This window comes from Belnapia sp. (genome assembly GCF_059504005.1).
In genome coordinates, this window is the sequence record NZ_JCACHU010000160.1 from 1 (window position 1) to 18,394 (window position 18,394).

The window sequence follows — 18,394 nt, forward strand, 5'->3', positions numbered from 1 at the left end:
GGTGGGCCAAAATTCATCAGCACTGCTGGGCCAGAATTCATGGACACAGCCACGCCCAATGCTCGATGTACGCGGGCAGCAGGGCGGGCAAGGTGAAGGCGCCGGTCTGGGTCAGGACCTGCGCCGCGACGATGGCGACGACGAAGGGGGGGCCTTCATAGGCTTGCCTCCGTCCTCACGTCCGTTGCCGCCACGTGCCTGTCGCCGTTCTCGGCCCTCAAGCCTGCCCAAAGGCGCCACGCAGCCACGCGCAGGCCTCATGCAATGCCACGTCCGCCCCGCTGACCACGCCGGTGAACAGTAGGAAAGCATGGATCATACCGACTTGCCAGGAGAGGACTGTTGGCACCCCCAGCATCAAGCAGGCGCTCGGCGTAGCGCTCGCCTTCGTCGCGCAGCGGATCGCACTCGGCCGTCAGCTTCATCGCCGGAGGGAGGCCGCGCAGGTTGGGCGCGCGCAGCGGCGACGCGCGCGGATCCGCCGCGTCCAGGGGGTTGCTTAGATATTTTTCCCAAAACCAGGGCAGGTCCGCTGCTACCAGACCATACCCCTCAGCGTACTCGGTCATAGAAGCCGTGGCGGGCGTGCTGAGGTCCGTCGCCGGATAAAGAAGGAGTTGGCCCGCGAGTCGCGGGGCACCCTCGTCCCGCAAGCGCAGCGCGGTGGCAGCCGCGAGCAAGCCCCCAGCGCTGTCGCCTCCGACCGCCACGCGCTTCGGGTCGGCCCCCAGTTCGCGTGCGTGCGCGGCAGCCCAGCGGACCGCAGCGTGGCAGTCATCATGCGCGGCGGGGAAGCGGTGCTCCGGCGCAAGGCGGTAATCCACTGAGACAACCAGGCAGCCTGCCCCCGCGCAGAGGTTGCGGCAGATCGCGTCATGGGTATTGAGGTCGCAGACCACGAAGCCACCGCCGTGGAAGAACACCAGCAGCGGGAACGGGCCGGTGCCGTAGGGTGTGTAAACACGAAGGCGGAGCCGCCCATCCGGGCCGGGGACGCAGCGGTCGACGACACTCGCTACCTCCGCAGCCAGTAACCCCCGGCAAGGGGTGCGCTTGGAACATCGCCCGCGCCTCCTCGATGGCGAGACTGCGGATCGGCGGCTGCGATGCTGCAGCGTCGAGGGGCAATTGCACCTGTGGGTCAACGGCCATGCTGCTCTCCTCACTGCGGGCAGTGCCCATGCGCTTGCAGATGCATAGGCTTATCGGTCAAGGCTATCTTGATACAATTTCGCGCACCAACTTGCGGCGGAGTGCAGGTATGAAGTCGGCTGGGCCGGAGACTTCGACGACAAAAGCGTCTTGGCCACCCATCACGGCATCGGTGTAGAAATCTGCCGTTCCTGTCCTTCCCCAGTTTGCAGGAGGGTAGGTGATCTTCTTTGACGGCAATGCCAGACCGTTGATGGTAATGCCTTCGTTCACGGCGCCTTCGCGTGCATGTTGAAGGGAGCGTTCGGCGTCTATCCTGTCTCGACCTTCGTCAGGTCCGTCACCAGAAATGTCGATCACACGGCGGTTGCTGTCCCAAGGCGCACGCGCCAGAAGCAAGCGGGCGAACTCGATACAACCGGATATAGAGGTCGAACCGCCCCAGGGGCGTGATCGCCGCGCAACTGCGGCGGACCAAGCTGCTACGTCGCTGGGAGACGCAAGTCGCATCCACGGGACGACGACTTGTTGTTCGCCATAGCCCGACCACTCCACGTAAGCCACTCCGATCGAACCAAAAACTCCACTGCGGATCGCTGTCAGTACCGTCGTGTCGGATAGGGCGGCGCAGTAGCCGTCCCGTTGCATGCGGTCCTCATCGTCGTCGATCGAACTCGATCCATCGACAGCCAGCACGAGAAGCAAATCAACCGGCGCATTGCGAGACACGGCTGTCTCCCCTGGCGCCTGCCATTAGGCAAGCGCAATGCATTCAATCTCGATATCGAACTCCATCGGCCACGATCCAACAGTGACGAACGTGCGCGCGGGCGGCATGTCGGAAAAATATCGTGCGTAGATGGTGTTAACCTTGTGAAAGTAGGCAGCGTTGGTGATGTATATGGTGGCTTTCACCACTTTGCTTAGCGACGAACCGGCGGCTTCGAGGGCGTGTTTGACGGCAGCCAGTGAAGCCTCGGTCTGTGCTTCGATGCCACCTCCGATAAGTTTCCCGTCTGACAAGTTCATGCCGGGCAGCCCGGACACAAAGAGAAATCCGTTCGCTCGCACGACTGGGGAGAGCGGCACACCTGCATTGCGAATCAAATCGGAAATAACTGGAACGTCGATGATCTCCTTCTCCATGACCACATCTCCATTTAGCGGGCCGGAACTATCAAGTGCTCATAGGACAAGCCAACTCGAGGACCCTGGCTGGCTATTGCCCGTTGGGTTGTCCTATCGGACGACATCGCGTGCTTATTGGACATGGCGGCCTGGTGCACCGACTGAACGGGATAGCATTACTCAATCGGCGAACTGGAATTCCGCTGCTCCAACGACGCCTGCATTCTGCATCGTCGTCCTCAAGTCGTCCGCTCGACTGAACTCCTCGGCCCTCCGCCGATCCGCCATGTCGAACAGGATCAGGATGTCATTGGGGTCCTCTGAGCGTCGGCAGACGCGGGGGTTGGTCAGGCCAGCAGCCATCTGCGCCGGAATGTGGGTGTTGAATACGGGCCGCCATGCACCGTGATCTCTAACCGCATGGCGGGTGTTCATGACACCCATGGTTCTCCTCCTGCATGCCGCTTGGAGACGCGCCAACCTTTGGTGCGCTCGACTTAGACCAAGCCAGCTTCGTCCCAGTCGCCAGGGCCAGAAAAGAAGGTCATCTTGGACAGGATGTACGCACTCCGAGACAGAGCAAAAGCGTCTCCCTTCCGAACCAACGGCACACTTGCTGTGCACGCACGGCCACACCGCGGTTTATCAGCGAACCTCTGTAGCTTGGCCTTGCCAGTCGTGCGTAGTGCTGGCGCATGCGTCCCTTAGAACATCGCTGCCTCCGCGATGCATGACGGCTAGCTGCGTGGAGTTGCGTTACGTGCAGACGTTCTTGACGGGTCTTCTGTTTCCTAACGCCGCCCCTCGGCGTCAGAACTTTAGTGTCCTGCGCGTCGAAAAAGCACGCGCGAATTGGATCCGAAACAGCACACGCGAGCGTTGTGGAAGCCACGTGTTCACGGCTTCCGTCTGACACGGCGCTGTGTGCCTATGGGCAGCCGCTCGACCTCCTCTGCGACGCTCATGATCGTTGACCCGCGCGGTAGGCGGAGTGCAGCATTTCTGGCTTCTCGTTGGCCGCTCGGTGCAAGCCGAAAGGCTAGGAGCGATGCGCTTTGCTCAAGGGCAGGAGCGGTGCTGCTTGAATGCAAATCGGAGATCAGTGCAGGAGAACGGCCGTGTGGAACGTGTCTCTGGCAGCCTCAGCCATCCTCCTCTATCTCGCTACCTCCACCGCCGCGCAGGAGCCGTCCCGGCCCGCGCCCGCCAACCCAGCCCTAATTGAGCGCGGGCGCTACCTCGTCGAGGTGGCCGTCTTTTGTGGCGCCTGCCACGCCACCCGTGGCCCAGACGGAGCCATCCTGCCGGGCATGGGCCTTGCCGGAGGGCGGGTCATGGCCGACCGCGGCTTCCGCGCCGTGGTGCCCAACATCACTCCCGACCCGGAGACCGGCATCGGCCGGTGGACCGAGGCTGAGGTTGCTAGGGCTATCCGCGAGGGTCGGCGGCCCGATGGCTCGCTCATCGGCCCGCCAATGCCGATCCATCTCTACCGTCACATCTCCGATCGTGACGTTGCCGCCATAGTGGCCTACCTCCGCACCGTGCCGCCTGTGCGCCACGCCGTCGCCGAGCCCTCCACCTACCCGTTCCCGCTCGCGCCGCACGAGCCACCGGTCAGCAGTGTGCCCGACCCACCGGCTGACGACCCTGTAGCCCGCGGTGCCTACCTCGCCGGACCACTGGCGCATTGCACAGATTGCCACACGCCGCCGCTGCCGAATGAACAGCGCGATTGGTCGCGGACTGGGGCAGGCGGCGTGCCGTTCGAGGGACCCTGGGGCGTGGTGGTGTCGCGCAACATCACCCCTGACAAGGACTACGGCATCGGCGGCTGGACCGACGATCAGATCGTTCGGGCGTTGCTACAAGGCGTTTCAGCGGACGGACGGCGGCTCACGCCACCCATGTCCGGCCGCACCTCCGTCTGGGCTCAGTTAACGCAGCGGGACCTGCGCGACCTCCTGGCCTACCTTCGGTCCCTGCCGCCACAAGGGCCGTAACTTCCCTCGTTCCCTGCGACGGTTGTGGCGCGGTCTGTGGTGCGATCAAGCGCAAGGGGCTGCCGAAGCGCTACCGGAACTGCCCATTGCGGAAGGACCCTTGCCTAGAACGAGAAGGTTTCACCGCCAACAAGCCGCCTCCGTCGAGGTGGACCACAGGAGGTGAGGAAGCAAATCATGGTCGCACGAAACCCGTCCGCCGAACTCATGCACCTCCTTAACGGTTACCGGGTGACCCAGGCCATCCATGTCGCCGCCACGCTCGGGATTGCCGATCTGCTCCAAACTGGGCCGCACTCGGCCGATGATCTGGCAGCCGCAACGGGCTCGCACCCCGGCGCCCTCTATCGCGTACTTCGGGCGCTCGCCGCCGTCGGGGTGTTCCGCGAGGAAGCAGATCGGCGCTTTTCCCTCGCGCCGATGGGCCGGTGCCTCTGCTCGGACGCTGAACGGCCAGTCGGCCCCTACGCTGCCTTCGTCGGGCGTCCTCATCACTGGCAGGCGTGGGGCGACCTCTTGCACAGCACGTTAACCGGCGAGAATGCCTTCCGCCATGTCCACGGCGTCGGCGTCTGGGACTACCTCGCCGACAACCCTGATGAGGAGATGATCTTCGACCGTGCCATGACTGGCAACTCGCGCGGCGTCGCCGAAAGGATCATGGCCGTCTATGACTTCTCGCCGTTCCGGCGCGTGGTGGACGTAGCGGGTGGGCAAGGCGCGATGCTCGCTGCGGTCCTGGCAGCACACCGGACTATGTATGGCGTCCTGTTCGACCGTCCCGAGGTCATCGCCAGAGCGCAGCCGTTACTAGACGCAGCAGGCGTCGCTGACCGCTGCGAGGTCGTCGGCGGCAGTTTCTTCGAAGCCGTTCCCGAAGGCGGCGATGCCTACCTGCTCAAGTACATTCTGCACGACTGGGATAACCACGGCTCCGTCTCGATCCTCAGGGCGTGCCGACGGGCCTGCGCGCCGAACGCCAAGCTGCTGGTGATGGAGCGGATTATAGCGCCACCCAACGAGGGACTGGAGACGAAAATTTCCGATCTCAATATGCTCGTCTCCCCCAATGGCCAAGAGCGAACACGCGAGGAGTTTGCCGAACTACTTGCCGCGGCAGGGTTCCGAATGGAGCAGATCGTGGAGGTGGATGCCCGTCTCTCTTTGATTGAAAGCGTGCCAGTCTGAAGCCGTGGCGGGCGCGGAAGCCAGTCAGGCCATCTTCGGGACAATCTGCTTTGCGATGACCGGTCCCGAGGTGAGCGCGGCCCGGTAAGCCCTGACCAACGCTGGTCCGTCGGTGACCGTGACGTCGACCTGGGTGAAGGAAGCTTGCGACAGATCGAGGCCGACCTGAAACCTGTTGTTCACGACGGCCACCGACACGCCGACCAGCAGCGAGCAGCCGAGCTCCACCGCGACGTCGACCGGGAACGGGGTGAGGCCTGCCAGCCTGAGGTCGGCGACGAAGCGGGCTCGGACCGCGACGAGCCCGTCCGGCCGGTCGGCGAGGGTGACCGTCGGCGGCAGCACGGCGAAGTCGCCCGCCAGGGTGACCTGCCTCCCGTCCACCGTGATCAGGGATGGCAGGGAGAAGGTCACCGGGGGCAACCTCTCGGTGACGGCGGCCTCGATGAGATTGTTGACGAGATCCTGGGTGAAGCAGCCGACGATAGCGAAACCGGCGTGCCCCTGTGCCATGCCCACCCTCCCCCGCAGGTGGCCCTCGCCGCTACGGGATGGCCGCGGCGAGGAGGACCGCGCTGTTCGAGAACGGGCAACGTCATCGGAGACGAAGCCAGGAGACCCGAACCGCACGGAAACCACCGACGAGGACGAGCACCGGACCGGACTCAGGACTTCGACTGACTATCCTTCACGCACCGGGTTCTTTCGAGACCCGACGCAACGCTATCGAAGCGGTGGACCGCCGACCAAGCGCGAAGCGAGGCGGACGGGCCGGAGCGCCGCGCCAGGGAGATCACTGTTCCGGCATCGATGGCGACATCTATGACACCCAGGTTACCTCGCTCCCGGCGCGCGGCTGCGGGTGCCGGTTTTGCCTTGAACCCGCGGGGCACCCTCCGCCTGCCGAAGCTCCTTGGGCGTCGGGTCGCTGTGGCGCCCCGTGAACACGTACTGTCCAGACGCGGCGACGATGATCCAGCGGCGCTCGCGGCTGCGTTTCTCAACGGATGCCGTTGCCAAATGATGTGCTGTCCTGGCCCTCGCCGGAAGCCCTCGCCCCGCGCAACCACGCGGTGAGCCTGCGACCCGTCGACTGCGCCTTTCTCGCCAAGGGTGAGCGCCGAAACCGCTCAGCTATGGGAAGCCAGCGGAACCGCCTCCTGCCGCGAAAAGGGGGCGGGATCGAGGGCGCCCGCCGGATGCTGGCCGCGGGCCGCGCCCAGTTCCGCCTCAAATCGCGCCACCACCCCGCCACCGCGACGAACCTCGTCCTCGACATTCCCGGTGCAGGTCCCGGCTGGGTCGTCCTCTCCGCCGACCTGGACGGGCACTCGCTGGCCGAGAGCACCCTCGACCACGGCACCGGCGTCGCCGCCCTCCTCAGTATGGCCTGCACGGCCGCCAGCCTCGTCGGCGGCCTGTCGCGCGGGCTGCGCGTATGCGTCTTCGGCGCGGAGGAGTGGTCTCTGTCGGGCTCTCGCTCCTGGCTCGCTGGCCTGCCGCGCGAGGAGGTCGGGGCCATGGCCATGAACCTCAACCGCGACAGCATCGCGGGGTCGCCGCACCTGACGGCCCTCACCTCGGGATACCCAGCGCTGGGCGGCTTCGTCCGCGATGCGGCGACCACGACCGGGCACGAGCTGGCGGTTCACCTGCCCATCTCGGTGAGCAGCGACCACGCGAACGTCGCGGCGGACGGCGTGCCCGCCATGCGGCTCATCGCAGGCTTCGACGAGCCGGAGAGCAGGCTGTCGTACCTGTTGACCGCCGCGGACACCCGCGACGCTGTGCCGCCGCAGGAGCTGGCCCGCGCGACCCAGCTTGCCGGTGCGATCCTGTGGCGCGCCTTGACGGCCAGCGACGCCGAGGTGGCTACGCTCCGCGAGGGCGCGCAGGGCCTCGAGGCGGCCATGGCGGTGCTGGCACCGCTGCCTGATTCGGGGGTACTCGTGCCTCGCGGCGGTAGCAAACGTCAGCGCCCCGCCAGCTTTGGGGCTGGCGAACGCTGAGGCCAGCCCGGGTGGCGACTGTTCCCCCTTGGCCCCGACGCATCCTGACTGACGGACCGTCTCGGGTACGCATTGCCAGGGACACAGATACTTCCGGCGGACGGGCCCAAGCGTCGTCTGTAAATAAATCAGCAATACCCCTAAATAACTCGTCAGCGGTGGTTTGTTTCGATGAACCCCGTTGTGGCCCGCACTCCGCCGTTTCAAAGTTCTTCCAACAAGTCGAATGGGGAAATGACCAGCATGGCTACGGTGCGCATCAACGGCACACTTGGCAACGACCGGATGACGGGAACGGCAGCCAACGAGATATTCTACGGCGGTGCCGGGAACGACAGGTTCGACGGCGCGGGCGGCACGGACACGGCGTTTTACACGGGGCAGTTCGCCGACTTCTCGATCTCTGCCGGGGACGGCGCGGTGACCGTTAGGCAGCACGGCCACCACGGGGCTGCGTCGGAAGGCAAGGACACGCTCACCCACGTCGACCGCCTGGAGTTCTCGGACCGGACCGTGTTCCTCGCCCCCGACAAGGTGCCCGTCGCGGTCGGCGACGCGGTGACGGGGAAGGAGGACGCCCCCATCGTCATTAAGGCAGCCACGCTCCTGGCGAACGACAGCGACCCGGACGGCGACGGCCTAGCAATTACCAGGGTGGGCGGTGCCGCGCATGGCACGGTGACGCTGAGCGCGGACGGGCAGACCATCACATTTGTGCCTGACCACGACTACTTCGGCCCGGCCCAGTTCACCTACGCGGTGCAGGACGTGGTCGAAGGCGCCGCCATCGGCGACCTGCGCTCGGCCACCGGCACAGTCCAGGTGACGATCGAGGACGTGTCCGAGGCCGCCCACGCCCACAAGACGGTGGCGTCGTCGCTCACGGGCGTCCTCACCGATGTCTCCACCGCCGTGAGCGTGGCGCAATTCACCGCGGCGACCGGGGAGACGGTGCAGCGCGTCGACCGCGACGGGGACGGCACGGGCTACCTGGACGGCACCCCGAACATCATCGCCGAGTACGACCCCGAGGGGGCGCAGATGGTGGCCGACAACTTCCGGGACAGCATCGGCTACGTCCTGACGCAGCGCAACGGCGACACCCTGCTGACGAACACGCTGAACGCGCGGGAGGACCAGGGTGTGGCCGAGTTCAGCCTCGCCGACATCCCCGCGACGGTGACGTGCGCCAAGCTCGTCTTTACCGGAGGGGGCGTGGATCCGAGCCGCGACTTCAGCACCTTCGAGTTCCACGTCTACGCGGGCGACGGCGCGGTCACCATCGCGGACTGGAACGTCACCGAGGGGACGGCGGTGTCGGGAGCCGGGATCATTAGCGGGCCGGTGCCGACCTACTTCACCCTCGAGCTGGATCCGGAGATCATCAACCGGCTCATCGCGGACGGCGCGACGGCGGTCGCCATCCACCAGAAGGCTCTCGACTTCATGAACTTCACCCAGCCGCAGCAGGGGACCTACAGCGATCCGGACGGCACCGGCGAGCTCTCCATCACGACCGGGGAGTCCAACTTCTCGCAGCTCATCGGGATCGGACCCAGGCTGGAGCTCGACTACCTCGTGGCGTGAGACACTCGCCACCGTGGGTACGGCGGGAGAGTTGCCAGCGGCACCGCGATCCCCGAGGGAACTTGTGACTCAGGCGCTGTGGTACCGGGTGCAACGGCATTCGGGGCACGACCGGGTCTGCATGGAGTCGAAGAGCCGCTTCTTTCCTTCTCCATGTTGGCTAGCCGCTCGACCGCAGACAGAAGCAGTCGGAACATGGTTCCGAGCCGCTCCGACGAGCATCAAAGCTCAGCTGACGGCTAGGCTTCGCTGCAGTCGCGCGATGGCGCCGGGCAGCCCGCGAACCTTCAACACCCGGCCATGCTCGTCATACTCCTCCGACAGGACCCGCGCGCTCTCGTATACCTCTCCAATGAGCCCCTGCTTCGCGTAGGGCAGCACCAGCACGTCCTCCACCATGGATGCCTCGAAAAAGGCAATGAGCGTGTCCCGCAATGCGCTGACGTCTTCGGCCGAGTGAGCGGAGAGGGGAATCGCGTCCGGATGCTTCTCGACCAGGGCAGCGCGCCCGGCAGCGTCCACCCGGTCCATCTTGTTCAGCACCAGGCGGGACGGCACCACATCCGCGCCGATCTCGCGCAGAACGCTGCGGCTCACCTCGAGCTGCGCCTCGTAGGTCGGGTCCGACGCGTCCACGACATAGAGCAGCAGCGATGCCTCCAGCGCCTCCGTCAGGGTGGAGCGGAAGGAGGCGACGAGGTCATGCGGCAGCTGCTTGATGAAGCCGACCGTATCGGAGACGAGCACTCGCGGCCGGGTTTCCGGCTGGAGAATGCGGACTGTGGTGTCGAGCGTGGCGAAGAGTTTGTCCTCCACGAGCACCTGACTGCCCGTGAGGGCCCGCATCAGGGAGGACTTGCCAGCATTGGTGTAGCCGACCAGCGCCACCCGCAGCTGGTCCCGCCGGGCGGAGCGGCGGTGGTCGCTGTCCCGCTGTACCGCTTCCAGCTGATCCTTCAGTTCCGCGAGCCGGTCGCGGATCTTGCGGCGGTCGAGGTCGAGGTTGCTCTCGCCCGCGCCTGGGCCTTGCTGGCGCCCGCCACCGCCCGAGGACTCCCGCAGCCGCGGCGCCACGTATTTCAGGCGCGCCATCTCCACCTGGAGCTTCGCCTCACGTGTATTGGCATGACGATGGAAGATTTCGACAATGATGCCGGTGCGGTCGAGCACCTGCGCACCCGTCGCCCGCTCCAGGTTGCGGATCTGGCTGGGGGAGAGTTCGTGGTCGACGATCACGAACTCGGGCTTGCGGGCCGGGTCCGTCCCCGCCCCCGTCGAGGGTGCCGTCTCCGCGGCACCCTCGAAGCGCTGCCTCGCCTTCGCCCGCGGGGGCGGTGCCATGGAGCCAGCCACGCCGGTGCCGCCCGTGAGCGCCGCGAGTTCCGCCAGCTTGCCGCTTCCGAGCAACGACCCCGCGCCTGTGCCCTCGCGCTTCTGCGATACCGTCCCGACCACCTGGTACCCCAGCGTCTTCACCAGACGTCCCAGTTCCTCGAGGCTGGCCTCGTGGGCGACGTCATCCACCTCGGGCGTCTGGATGCCAACGAGGACGGCGAGCGGGACGGGGGGCTTGGTTTCCATGGCGGTGGGGTAGCACGGTCAGAGCTAAAACTTCGAGTCTCGAGCGGATCGCTCCGGAGCGTGCAGCTCGCCGATGCCCCGAGAGTCGAGGTGGGGAGGCTATCTCAAGTGTACGTCGCGCGTTGTCATCGTCGCAGCAGGGCTGCTCGACATAATAGGGGAGACCATCCGCGCTACAGTCCGGTCGGCCCGTCTCAGAGCGCGTTGTAGAATGAGACTGGAACGGCCGCACTTGACCCGGAGCGGCCTCTCGGACGGATTGCCCTGGCCCCGCCTTCAGCTCAAGAAGCCTGAAGCGCCGACGAGGGTTTTGGTCCTTCTCCGCTGAGCGCGGCGATGCAGGCCTCGCGCACCGCCCAGGCCGCGCTCAGTCCGAAGGAGGCGCGGCCTGCAGCCTGGAGCCAGTCGGCCAGCACCCGGCGATGCACGGACGCCTTGTACGCGCCGACATCGCCGGGGCCAATCACCTCCTCATGCAGGAAAACGCGCTCCGCCGCGCCTAGCACTTCTCCGGGCATGGTCACGTCGATGACGCCGCAGCCTGTGCGCAGAAAGCAGTGCGCTTCCGGAATGCTAAAGAGGCCGCTGCTGGCTAGAACGTCTCCAACTCCGGGGGTGTTTGCCTCCGTCATCTCGTAGACGCCCAGTACCAAGTCGACTGCCAGCTCGTTCTCCTGCGCCAGGGCGGCCAGCAAAGCGTGCTTGCTGCTGCAGGTGCCCCGGCCCTCGGTCAGCACGAGGCGAAAGTCCGGCTTGCTGGTACGGCCATAGGACAAGCCCTCAACGTGCCGAACAGCCGCAGCGAAGGTGCCAAGGCCGTGCCACCGTGCCAGTTGGCTCATCTCACCGCCAGCGGCAAGCGGCGCGTCCGAACCGGGCGGGAAAGCCTTGGACATTGAGTGTCTCCGCACCGGGAGGGGAACCTATAGGCATTCATGAGCCAACCCGCGGAAAGGTCCGCTCCCCACCCTTCTCGAAGGTTTGCCACCTATTCCGAAGATGGCTCTTACAGCTGACGTGACCTTTGGCCCTGCTCACCGCTAGCAAGTGCTATTCGAGGAAGCTGCGAAGTGCCCGCGAGCGTGTCGGATGCTTCAACTTCCGCACTGCCTTGGCCTCGATCTGGCGGATGCGCTCGCGCGTCACGCCGAACTGCTGGCCAACCCCCTCCAGGGTATGGTCGGTGTTCATCCCGATGCCGAACCGCATCCGCAGCACTCGCTCCTCGCGCGGCGTCAGGCTCGCCAGAATCCGGGTGGTGTTCTCCCGCAGGCTCGACTGCATCGCCACGTCGTCTGGCGACACGGCATCCTTGTCCTGGATGAAGTCGCCGAGATGGGCGTCCTCCTCGTCCCCCACCGGGGTCTCCAGGCTCACCGGTTCGCGGGCAATCTTCAGCACCTGCTTGATCTTGGCGACCGGCATGCCCATCCGCTCGGCCAGTTCGTCGTCGGTCGGCTCGCGCCCGAGATCATGCATCATCAGGCGGCTGGTGCGGTTCACCTTGTTGACCGTCTCGATCATGTGGACCGGCACCCGGATGGTGCGCGCCTGGTCGGCGATGCTGCGGGTGATGGCCTGGCGGACCCACCAGGTGGCGTAGGTCGAGAACTTGAAGCCGCGGCGGTACTCGAACTTATCCACCGCCTTCATCAGGCCGATGTTGCCCTCCTGGATGAGATCGAGGAACTGCAGGCCGCGGTTGCGGTACTTCTTGGCAATGGCCACCACCAGCCGGAGGTTGGCGTTCACCATCTCGGTCTTGGCCGCCGACATCTCCCGCTCGCCTCGGGAGACGATGGCGTAGATGTCGCGGAACTCAGGCAGCAGCAGACCGGTTTCTTCAGCCAGCGCCGCGATCTCGGCCCGGAGGGCCTCGGCCTCGGCGCCATGCCGGATGGCCAGCACCTTCCAGCCCTTGCCCGGGCGCGCCTCCGCTCCCTGTAGCCAGGCCCCGCCCGCCTCGGCACCGCGGTAGACCGCGAGGAAGCTGTCCCGCTTGACGCCCGCCGCTTCGGCCAGCCGCAGCAGACGGCCTTCGGCCGTCGTCAGCCGCCGATTCAGGGAGCGCGCGCCCTCGAAGAGCTCGGCCACCCGGTTGGCATGCAGGTGCAGGCTGGCGATCAGCCGGGCCAACTCGGCACGCCCTGCGGCATAGACTGCCTCCTCCTCGGCGCTGAGCCTGCCATCGGGCGTCTCGGTCGGCAGGCGCCGGGCCTGCAGCTCGTGCAGGTGGCCATGGACCGTGCGGATGCCCAGGAGGATGGTGAGCACCTCGGGCCGGGCCTTGTCCTCGCTGGCGGTGATGGAGAGAGCCGCAGGACCCTCGCCGTCCTCCGCCTCGTCAGCTCCGGCCGCCAACTCCGCTTCCGCCAGATCCGGGACGGCAGCCTCGTCAGCCTCCGGGTCCACGGCATCGGCGCCGAGCGTGGCCTCCAGGTCAATGAGGTCGCGCAGCAGCATGCGGCCGGAAACCAGGTCCGCCTGCCAGCGCAGCAGCGCCTCGGCCGTGGTCGGCAACTGGCTGAGGCCACCGATCATCATGGCCCGACCGGCCTCAATGCGCTTGGCGAGTGCTACCTCACCCTCGCGCGACAGCAGGGCATGGCTGCCCATCTCGCGGAAGTACATCCGGGTCGGGTCATCGGTATGCCCGTCGCCCCGGACGTTGCCGCCGTCCTCGTCGTCTGGCGTATATTCGATGGCGGCAGCCGGAGCCGGGGCATCCTCATCCTCGGCTCCCTCGACAACCTCGATCCCCAGCCGGGCCAGGGCCGCCAGGGTATCCTCGATCACATCCGATGAGGTTTGCCCCGGCGGCAAGGCGGCCGCGACTTCGGCCTGGGTAACGTGGCCACGCTCCTCGGCCAGCATCACCAGCTGGCGCAGCTCAACCAGGTTGGCCCCAGGCATGGCGGCCTGCAGGGCGCGCTCACGCTCATCGAAATCGACTTCCAAAGAATTGGTCATCCGTGATCCCACAATTCCCCGCAGCGCCCCATCGGGGTTCCTGGCAGGGCAGGTTTCATAGCGGCTGCTATATGGCGAAGCCGTGACGCTGAAACCAGGGGTGCGATTGCCAGAGCCGCAGGCAGTGCTGAGGACATGTCGGGCGAGGTGGCGGTGACCACTTGGCGCAACATGCTGCTGGATGCCGTCAGCCGTGAAACTGGATGCACTTGCCGTGGATCAAGGCGTGTATGTCCGGAAGATGATGACGATGGTCTCCTTGGCGTCCGAGCCGTTGCGGCATAGCCAACGGAGTTGGTGACCCTCCGTCAGGTCGTCCCCAAGACCACTGGCCACCGACGCGCCAGTGAGCTGGGATCGACCGCCCCTGAGCGCCTTCAGTTCCAGGATGGGAGTCCGGTTCCGGACCATGTCCTCACGCAGCACCTCGCACCGCTACGGGGGTAGGGAGGCTTCCAGCGCCCCGGCCTCGACGGCTTCGATGATGGAGTAGGCGAGCGCCAAGACCATATGGTGCCCAGATCAGATTAGGGTCCATGACGTTGGGGTAGAGTGGACCGAACTGACATCTCGAGTCTCGAGCGGATCGCTTCGGTCCGTGCAGCGCGCCAGTGGTGTGAAAGGGAGCTTATCTCGACTGCAATTCTCGTGGTTCCACCGCCACCGAGGGGCTGCTCGATACGGTAGCGATGAACATTCACGCAAGCGTCCGGTCAGCTCGTCTGGCAGGGAGGGCATCCCGGGCCCCGAGCCCCAAGCGCGACGCGGGGCTGAGACGCAGCGAGGGGTAGTCCTCGGCTTCGGTAGTCAGACCCAATTCATGGAAATGCAGTCCGATGATCCGAGTATGTGCCCCTTGAACGCCGCCCCTCCGGCACCCGCAAAAGATGATACGAACGCTGGGGTTGAGGTGCGTCCATCCCTGCCCCGGGAGGCCATAGCCTTCCTCCCATGGCCATTGTCCGCCGAGCGCATGTCCGGCTGGCTATCGTCCTGACCATGCTTGTCATCTTCAGGCCGAGGGCTGCTGCTCGTCGACGAGACGGCGGACGCTCTCGATGCGCTCCTGGCAGTACGCGGCCAAACGCTTGGCACGCATGGCCAGTGGCTCGATCTGGTCGACGTCGGGAATGCGGCCCTGCGCAGGCTTCAGCTTCGCGGAGGTCGCAAGCAACTCGCGATAGGCATCCTCGAAACGCTCGGGAACCTTGTCGTCAGGCTTTCCGATCGTGACCTGGGTCTCGCTCGTTTTCACTCCTCTCACCTACTACGCCGCTATGGGACGCCGTCTCGGCTTTGCTGGGCGCTGGGCCAGACGGCTGCAGCATGACGACGCCGTCGCGCATCTCGGCACGGATGACTGTTGCGGCCGTCACGAGGTCGGCAGTTGGGAGTGGCGCGCCATCGGCACCGCACAGGACTGCGTACCCGGCTGCGAGGACCGCACCAGGGTCGAGTGCCTCGGCCAGGGTCAACACCCGGCCAACCTCACGATCCACCGCCTCGACGGTCGCTGTAGCGTGGCGCAACACATCTGCCACCTGATCGGCAACGTCACGCGCAGTGCTGTCGAGTAGCCGGGGCGGCTCGGCTGCAACGGCCGCGAAGGCTCGCGTCACTTGGCGCTCATGCGTAGTAGGCGCTCTCCAGCGAGTTGGGCGACGTCCGCCCGTGCCGCCTCGAGCCCCTCGCGCGCGGTGTCCCGGCGGGCCCGGCCTGCACGGCGCCATCGCGCCGCATCCTTCCCCGCAGGTCCGTGCGGCGTTTCCGGCGATGCTGCGCATGATAGGAGCGGCATGGCGGACGGCAGCCCGCAACGTGGGGTGCATCTTGGACTGACGAGGTCACGCCGCGCTTTGGCCACCGCCGAGCCTGCCAAGGATGCCACCGGTTGCTGGCTCATGACGTGCGCAGGCCGCGCTGGCCGCCGCCGTTGCCGTGCTGGAGGCGCTGGTGGCTGGAGCTGAAGACGACGACGCCAGGCGCCGCCGCAGCGCAGGGACCGACCTCGCCGGCGCACCTGGTGCGATCACCGGGTTCTTTCCCCTGAACACCGCGCCGGACGCCCTGGCGCGCCGCCTGGCCAAGGGCCTGGCCCGTCGTCCCGGCCAACCGGCCGCGGTGGCGACTCGCCTTGGGCGCCGGGGACTGCATCGGCGCTGATGCCGTCGCCCGCGGCGCGTCCAGCGAGGACAGCCCGATCCGACCGCAAGCCCCTGGCTCTGCTCGCCGCGATGCCCCAGGCATGTGGCCAGCCGTTGGATTGTGGATTTGAACACCCACCCGCTACGGCCAGCCGCGCGTGGCGGCTGTGCGCTCAGCGGCCATGACCAGGGCGCCAATGGCGCCCGTCAGCCTGTCGGCCACGCCAGCGTGACCCGCCCGCCGGCTAACCCGCTCAGCGGCACCGCTCCTGCACCACGGCTTGGGACAGGATCCGCGCATCATCGCGCCCTCTGGCGACGGCTGGGCCAGACACCACCCGGATCTCCGATAGACCCTGGGCTCGACGCGGTGGCACTCTCGGTCGGGCCGGACCATCGCGCCCCAGCGGCTGCCGCCGGAGGCTCGGCCAATGTCCCGTCGGATCGGGCCAGTGAACGGTCTAAGGGTTGGCAACGTGACCGCTGCATGGGACAGCCTTCGCCGCCAGATCCTGCGCCGGGACGGCCATCGCTGTGTCGCCTGCGGCAAGACCTTGGTGGCTGCCGAGGCGCACATTCATCATCGACTCCCGCGAGCCTCCGGCGGCACCGACGAGGCCGCCAACCTCGTGAGTCTTTGCCCGCTGTGCCATGCCGCCCTGCATCCCCATCTCGGCGCGGGTCTGGCGCACCGTCTCCTGCAGCACAGCGTCCTCCGATTGGCCGCATGGCTCGACCGCGAGCGCTGCCTTGCCCCCTCGACCCGGCATCTGGGCGCCGCTTTGCGGTTGCTCCGCGTTCCCGCATTCCGGCCGGGCCAGCTGGCGGTCATCGAAGCGGCTTTGCTGGGTCGCTCCGTGCTCATGGTCAGCCCGACGGGCTCGGGCAAAAGCCTGGCCTTCCAAATCCCAGCGGTGTTGACCCCCGGGCTTTGCCTCGTCATTTCGCCGCTGAAAGCCCTCATGGCGGACCAGGTGTCGAGCCTGCTCCAACGCGGCCTGCCCGCGACTTTCCTCAATTCCGACTTGGGGTCGGCAGAAAAGGCGTTGCGGCTGGAGCTGCTGGCGCGCGGTGCCTTCAAGTTCCTGTATCTCGCACCCGAGCGCTTCTTTGTCGCCAACGACATGGAGCAGGCCCTGCTCGACAGTCTCCGCCCGAGCTTCCTGGTGGTCGATGAGGCGCATTGCATCGATCGCTGGGGCCAGGATTTCCGCCCCGACTATGCGCGGCTGCGCGACATCCGCGCGAGGCTTGGCCATCCGCCCGTCCTCGCCTTCACCGCCACCGCTGGCCGCGCCACGCAGGCGCGCATCCTGGCGTCGCTGGACGTCCCCGAGGCCGAGGCCTTTGTGCAGGGCAGCGACCGCCCCAATATCGCCCTGCTGCGGCGCGCCGTGGAGCGGGACCGGCGCGGCGCGGTCATTGCCGATCTGCTCCGCTTGGCGGGGCGTCTGGGGGTCAAGGCCATGGTCTTTGTCCCAACCCGCCGCATCGGCACCGAACTGGTGCAGCGCCTCGCCCTGGGCGGCATCGTGACCCCCTTCTTCCATGGGCAGCTGGAGCCGCGCGACAAGCAGGACCTGCTGCAACGGTTCGGCGGGCGCCTGGAGCCCGCGCTGGATCGGATGGTCTGCACGAACGCCTTCGGCCTGGGCATCGACATCCCGGATGTGCGGCTGGTGGTGCATTGGCAGCATCCGGCCTCACCGGAGGATTACTGGCAGGAGGTCGGCCGGGCCGGGCGGGCCGGCGCGCCCAGTGTCGCCGTGCTGCTGACCGACGGAAGACCCAACAGCCACGACATCCGGCTGCTGCGGTTTATGGCCGAACGTACGGTCACCGCGGTCCAGGCCAGCGGGGCGGAGCGCCATGACCTCGTCCAGGACCGGCAGACGCGAGCGCTCGCCATGCAACGCCTTGCCTTCACCCGGCAGTGCGTTCGGGCGGCGCTCCTGGACTATCTCGGCGAGGCGCCGGGGCCGCCGCAGCGCTCGCTCGCCTTCCGCCTGGTCGAATGGCTCCTCGCCCAGCGGCCACGGAAGATCCAGGCGACGATCTGTTGTGACGCATGCTATGGGCGAAGGCGCGTCGTGGCCGACACCGAGCGGTTTGTCTGTGAGGCGCTGGGCGCCCCGGACTCGCAGCTCTATGTCGCGCCGTTCGGAACGCTGCGGCGGTAGGGCAAACCCAGCAGCCAGAACGCCCCCGAGGGGCATTCGAAGACCATCGGATGCTTGGCGCGATGACCGACGCGCAGCCGTCGCCCGGCATGCTGGGGCGAGTGTTGATAGCCTACTCCGGCATCTACCGCTTTGAGAGTCCCGCGCTAGTCACTCATGCTAAAGCGGCCGCGCGACCCGATCTGGTAACGCAGCAACTGCGAAGCGTCCGTTTCGAAAGCCCGTCCCATAGGGTCATGAGCCCAGAGAACAATGTGCTCGGGGAGGGTCAGGTTATCGGCCTGTCCATCGTGTGGAAGCGATTGAAGGAACGGGCGTCCTGGACGGCACCATCCGCGTCGCTATCGATCTGATGAGATGACACGACGAAAGTGGTCCGGCCTTGGTGTTAGTTTTTAGCGCAGTTCGACTTGGGTGTGGGAAACGCGCAAATCTGACGTGGGCTGACTACA

General features: G+C 66.5%; 17 protein-coding genes. 8 read left to right on the forward strand and 9 right to left on the reverse strand.

Going from position 1 to position 18,394, the window contains the following annotated elements:
* Positions 1–257: 257 nt before the first annotated feature.
* The 4 genes from AC5JJ1_RS25110 to AC5JJ1_RS25125 all read right to left on the reverse strand — a co-directional run bounded on the left by AC5JJ1_RS25110 (position 258) and on the right by AC5JJ1_RS25125 (position 2,724).
* Positions 258–1,166 (reverse strand): alpha/beta hydrolase, encoded by a 909-nt coding sequence (locus AC5JJ1_RS25110; protein WP_495787855.1) that lies wholly within the window; start codon positions 1,164–1,166, stop codon positions 258–260.
* 49 nt (positions 1,167–1,215) lie between these two features.
* The gene (locus AC5JJ1_RS25115; RefSeq protein ID WP_495787856.1) at positions 1,216–1,881 is read right to left on the reverse strand and encodes a DUF1194 domain-containing protein; all 666 of its coding nucleotides are present in this window, start codon (positions 1,879–1,881) and stop codon (positions 1,216–1,218) included.
* 24 nt (positions 1,882–1,905) lie between these two features.
* Positions 1,906–2,298 (reverse strand): RidA family protein, encoded by a 393-nt coding sequence (locus AC5JJ1_RS25120; RefSeq protein WP_495787857.1) that lies wholly within the window; start codon positions 2,296–2,298, stop codon positions 1,906–1,908.
* Between the two features lie 162 nt (positions 2,299–2,460).
* The gene (locus tag AC5JJ1_RS25125; protein ID WP_495787858.1) at positions 2,461–2,724 is read right to left on the reverse strand and encodes a hypothetical protein; all 264 of its coding nucleotides are present in this window, start codon (positions 2,722–2,724) and stop codon (positions 2,461–2,463) included.
* A gap of 641 nt (positions 2,725–3,365) precedes the next feature.
* Between AC5JJ1_RS25125 and AC5JJ1_RS25130 the strand changes: the two genes are divergently transcribed.
* On the forward strand, positions 3,366–4,283 hold the full coding sequence (locus AC5JJ1_RS25130; RefSeq protein WP_495787859.1) for a c-type cytochrome: 918 nt from the start codon (positions 3,366–3,368) through the stop codon (positions 4,281–4,283).
* A 177-nt stretch (positions 4,284–4,460) separates the two neighbouring features.
* Entirely contained in the window at positions 4,461–5,471 is a 1,011-nt protein-coding gene (locus AC5JJ1_RS25135) for a methyltransferase (RefSeq protein WP_495787860.1), read from the forward strand.
* Between the two features lie 24 nt (positions 5,472–5,495).
* On the opposite strand, the gene AC5JJ1_RS25140 is transcribed toward AC5JJ1_RS25135, so the two are convergent.
* Positions 5,496–5,984, reverse strand: a complete 489-nt coding sequence (locus tag AC5JJ1_RS25140) for a hypothetical protein (RefSeq protein WP_495787861.1) — start codon at positions 5,982–5,984, stop codon at positions 5,496–5,498.
* 686 nt (positions 5,985–6,670) lie between these two features.
* Between AC5JJ1_RS25140 and AC5JJ1_RS25145 the strand changes: the two genes are divergently transcribed.
* Together AC5JJ1_RS25145 and AC5JJ1_RS25150 are read left to right on the forward strand one after the other, a co-directional pair.
* The gene (locus AC5JJ1_RS25145; RefSeq protein ID WP_495787862.1) at positions 6,671–7,480 is read left to right on the forward strand and encodes a M28 family metallopeptidase; all 810 of its coding nucleotides are present in this window, start codon (positions 6,671–6,673) and stop codon (positions 7,478–7,480) included.
* A 243-nt stretch (positions 7,481–7,723) separates the two neighbouring features.
* The gene (locus AC5JJ1_RS25150; protein WP_495787863.1) at positions 7,724–9,067 is read left to right on the forward strand and encodes a cadherin-like domain-containing protein; all 1,344 of its coding nucleotides are present in this window, start codon (positions 7,724–7,726) and stop codon (positions 9,065–9,067) included.
* 228 nt (positions 9,068–9,295) lie between these two features.
* Here AC5JJ1_RS25150 and hflX read toward each other — a convergent pair whose 3' ends face one another.
* From hflX to AC5JJ1_RS25170, 4 genes are all read right to left on the reverse strand, one after another.
* Complete coding sequence (gene hflX, locus AC5JJ1_RS25155) at positions 9,296–10,648, reverse strand: GTPase HflX (RefSeq protein WP_495787864.1); 1,353 nt, start codon at positions 10,646–10,648, stop codon at positions 9,296–9,298.
* 281 nt (positions 10,649–10,929) lie between these two features.
* The gene (locus tag AC5JJ1_RS25160) at positions 10,930–11,544 is read right to left on the reverse strand and encodes a hypothetical protein (protein WP_495787865.1); all 615 of its coding nucleotides are present in this window, start codon (positions 11,542–11,544) and stop codon (positions 10,930–10,932) included.
* Positions 11,545–11,698: 154 nt separating this feature from the next.
* Entirely contained in the window at positions 11,699–13,618 is a 1,920-nt protein-coding gene (gene rpoD / locus AC5JJ1_RS25165; protein WP_495787866.1) for an RNA polymerase sigma factor RpoD, read from the reverse strand.
* 1,012 nt (positions 13,619–14,630) lie between these two features.
* Positions 14,631–14,873: a hypothetical protein gene (locus AC5JJ1_RS25170; protein ID WP_495787867.1), complete on the reverse strand. Its 243-nt coding sequence runs from the start codon at positions 14,871–14,873 to the stop codon at positions 14,631–14,633.
* A gap of 22 nt (positions 14,874–14,895) precedes the next feature.
* Between AC5JJ1_RS25170 and AC5JJ1_RS25175 the strand changes: the two genes are divergently transcribed.
* The 4 genes from AC5JJ1_RS25175 to AC5JJ1_RS25190 all read left to right on the forward strand — a co-directional run bounded on the left by AC5JJ1_RS25175 (position 14,896) and on the right by AC5JJ1_RS25190 (position 18,295).
* Positions 14,896–15,195, forward strand: coding sequence for a hypothetical protein (locus AC5JJ1_RS25175; RefSeq protein WP_495787868.1), 300 nt, complete (start codon positions 14,896–14,898; stop codon positions 15,193–15,195).
* Between the two features lie 361 nt (positions 15,196–15,556).
* On the forward strand, positions 15,557–15,781 hold the full coding sequence (locus AC5JJ1_RS25180; RefSeq protein WP_495787869.1) for a hypothetical protein: 225 nt from the start codon (positions 15,557–15,559) through the stop codon (positions 15,779–15,781).
* 412 nt (positions 15,782–16,193) lie between these two features.
* Complete coding sequence (locus AC5JJ1_RS25185) at positions 16,194–17,942, forward strand: RecQ family ATP-dependent DNA helicase (protein ID WP_495787870.1); 1,749 nt, start codon at positions 16,194–16,196, stop codon at positions 17,940–17,942.
* 62 nt (positions 17,943–18,004) lie between these two features.
* Positions 18,005–18,295, forward strand: a complete 291-nt coding sequence (locus tag AC5JJ1_RS25190; RefSeq protein WP_495787871.1) for a hypothetical protein — start codon at positions 18,005–18,007, stop codon at positions 18,293–18,295.
* Positions 18,296–18,394: the final 99 nt, after the last annotated feature.

What these genes read in the sequence shown, in the direction of transcription:
- AC5JJ1_RS25120 (WP_495787857.1), bottom strand. Translation starts at nt 2,298, where the DNA reads ATGGAGAAGGAGATCATCGACGTTCCAGTTATTTCCGATTTGATTCGC.
- AC5JJ1_RS25125 (WP_495787858.1), bottom strand. Translation starts at nt 2,724, where the DNA reads ATGGGTGTCATGAACACCCGCCATGCGGTTAGAGATCACGGTGCATGG.
- AC5JJ1_RS25130 (WP_495787859.1), top strand. Translation starts at nt 3,366, where the DNA reads ATGCAAATCGGAGATCAGTGCAGGAGAACGGCCGTGTGGAACGTGTCT.
- AC5JJ1_RS25135 (WP_495787860.1), top strand. Translation starts at nt 4,461, where the DNA reads ATGGTCGCACGAAACCCGTCCGCCGAACTCATGCACCTCCTTAACGGT.
- AC5JJ1_RS25140 (WP_495787861.1), bottom strand. Translation starts at nt 5,984, where the DNA reads ATGGCACAGGGGCACGCCGGTTTCGCTATCGTCGGCTGCTTCACCCAG.
- AC5JJ1_RS25145 (WP_495787862.1), top strand. Translation starts at nt 6,671, where the DNA reads ATGCTGGCCGCGGGCCGCGCCCAGTTCCGCCTCAAATCGCGCCACCAC.
- AC5JJ1_RS25150 (WP_495787863.1), top strand. Translation starts at nt 7,724, where the DNA reads ATGGCTACGGTGCGCATCAACGGCACACTTGGCAACGACCGGATGACG.
- hflX (WP_495787864.1), bottom strand. Translation starts at nt 10,648, where the DNA reads ATGGAAACCAAGCCCCCCGTCCCGCTCGCCGTCCTCGTTGGCATCCAG.
- AC5JJ1_RS25160 (WP_495787865.1), bottom strand. Translation starts at nt 11,544, where the DNA reads ATGTCCAAGGCTTTCCCGCCCGGTTCGGACGCGCCGCTTGCCGCTGGC.
- rpoD (WP_495787866.1), bottom strand. Translation starts at nt 13,618, where the DNA reads ATGACCAATTCTTTGGAAGTCGATTTCGATGAGCGTGAGCGCGCCCTG.
- AC5JJ1_RS25175 (WP_495787868.1), top strand. Translation starts at nt 14,896, where the DNA reads ATGGGACGCCGTCTCGGCTTTGCTGGGCGCTGGGCCAGACGGCTGCAG.
- AC5JJ1_RS25185 (WP_495787870.1), top strand. Translation starts at nt 16,194, where the DNA reads ATGTCCCGTCGGATCGGGCCAGTGAACGGTCTAAGGGTTGGCAACGTG.
- AC5JJ1_RS25190 (WP_495787871.1), top strand. Translation starts at nt 18,005, where the DNA reads ATGACCGACGCGCAGCCGTCGCCCGGCATGCTGGGGCGAGTGTTGATA.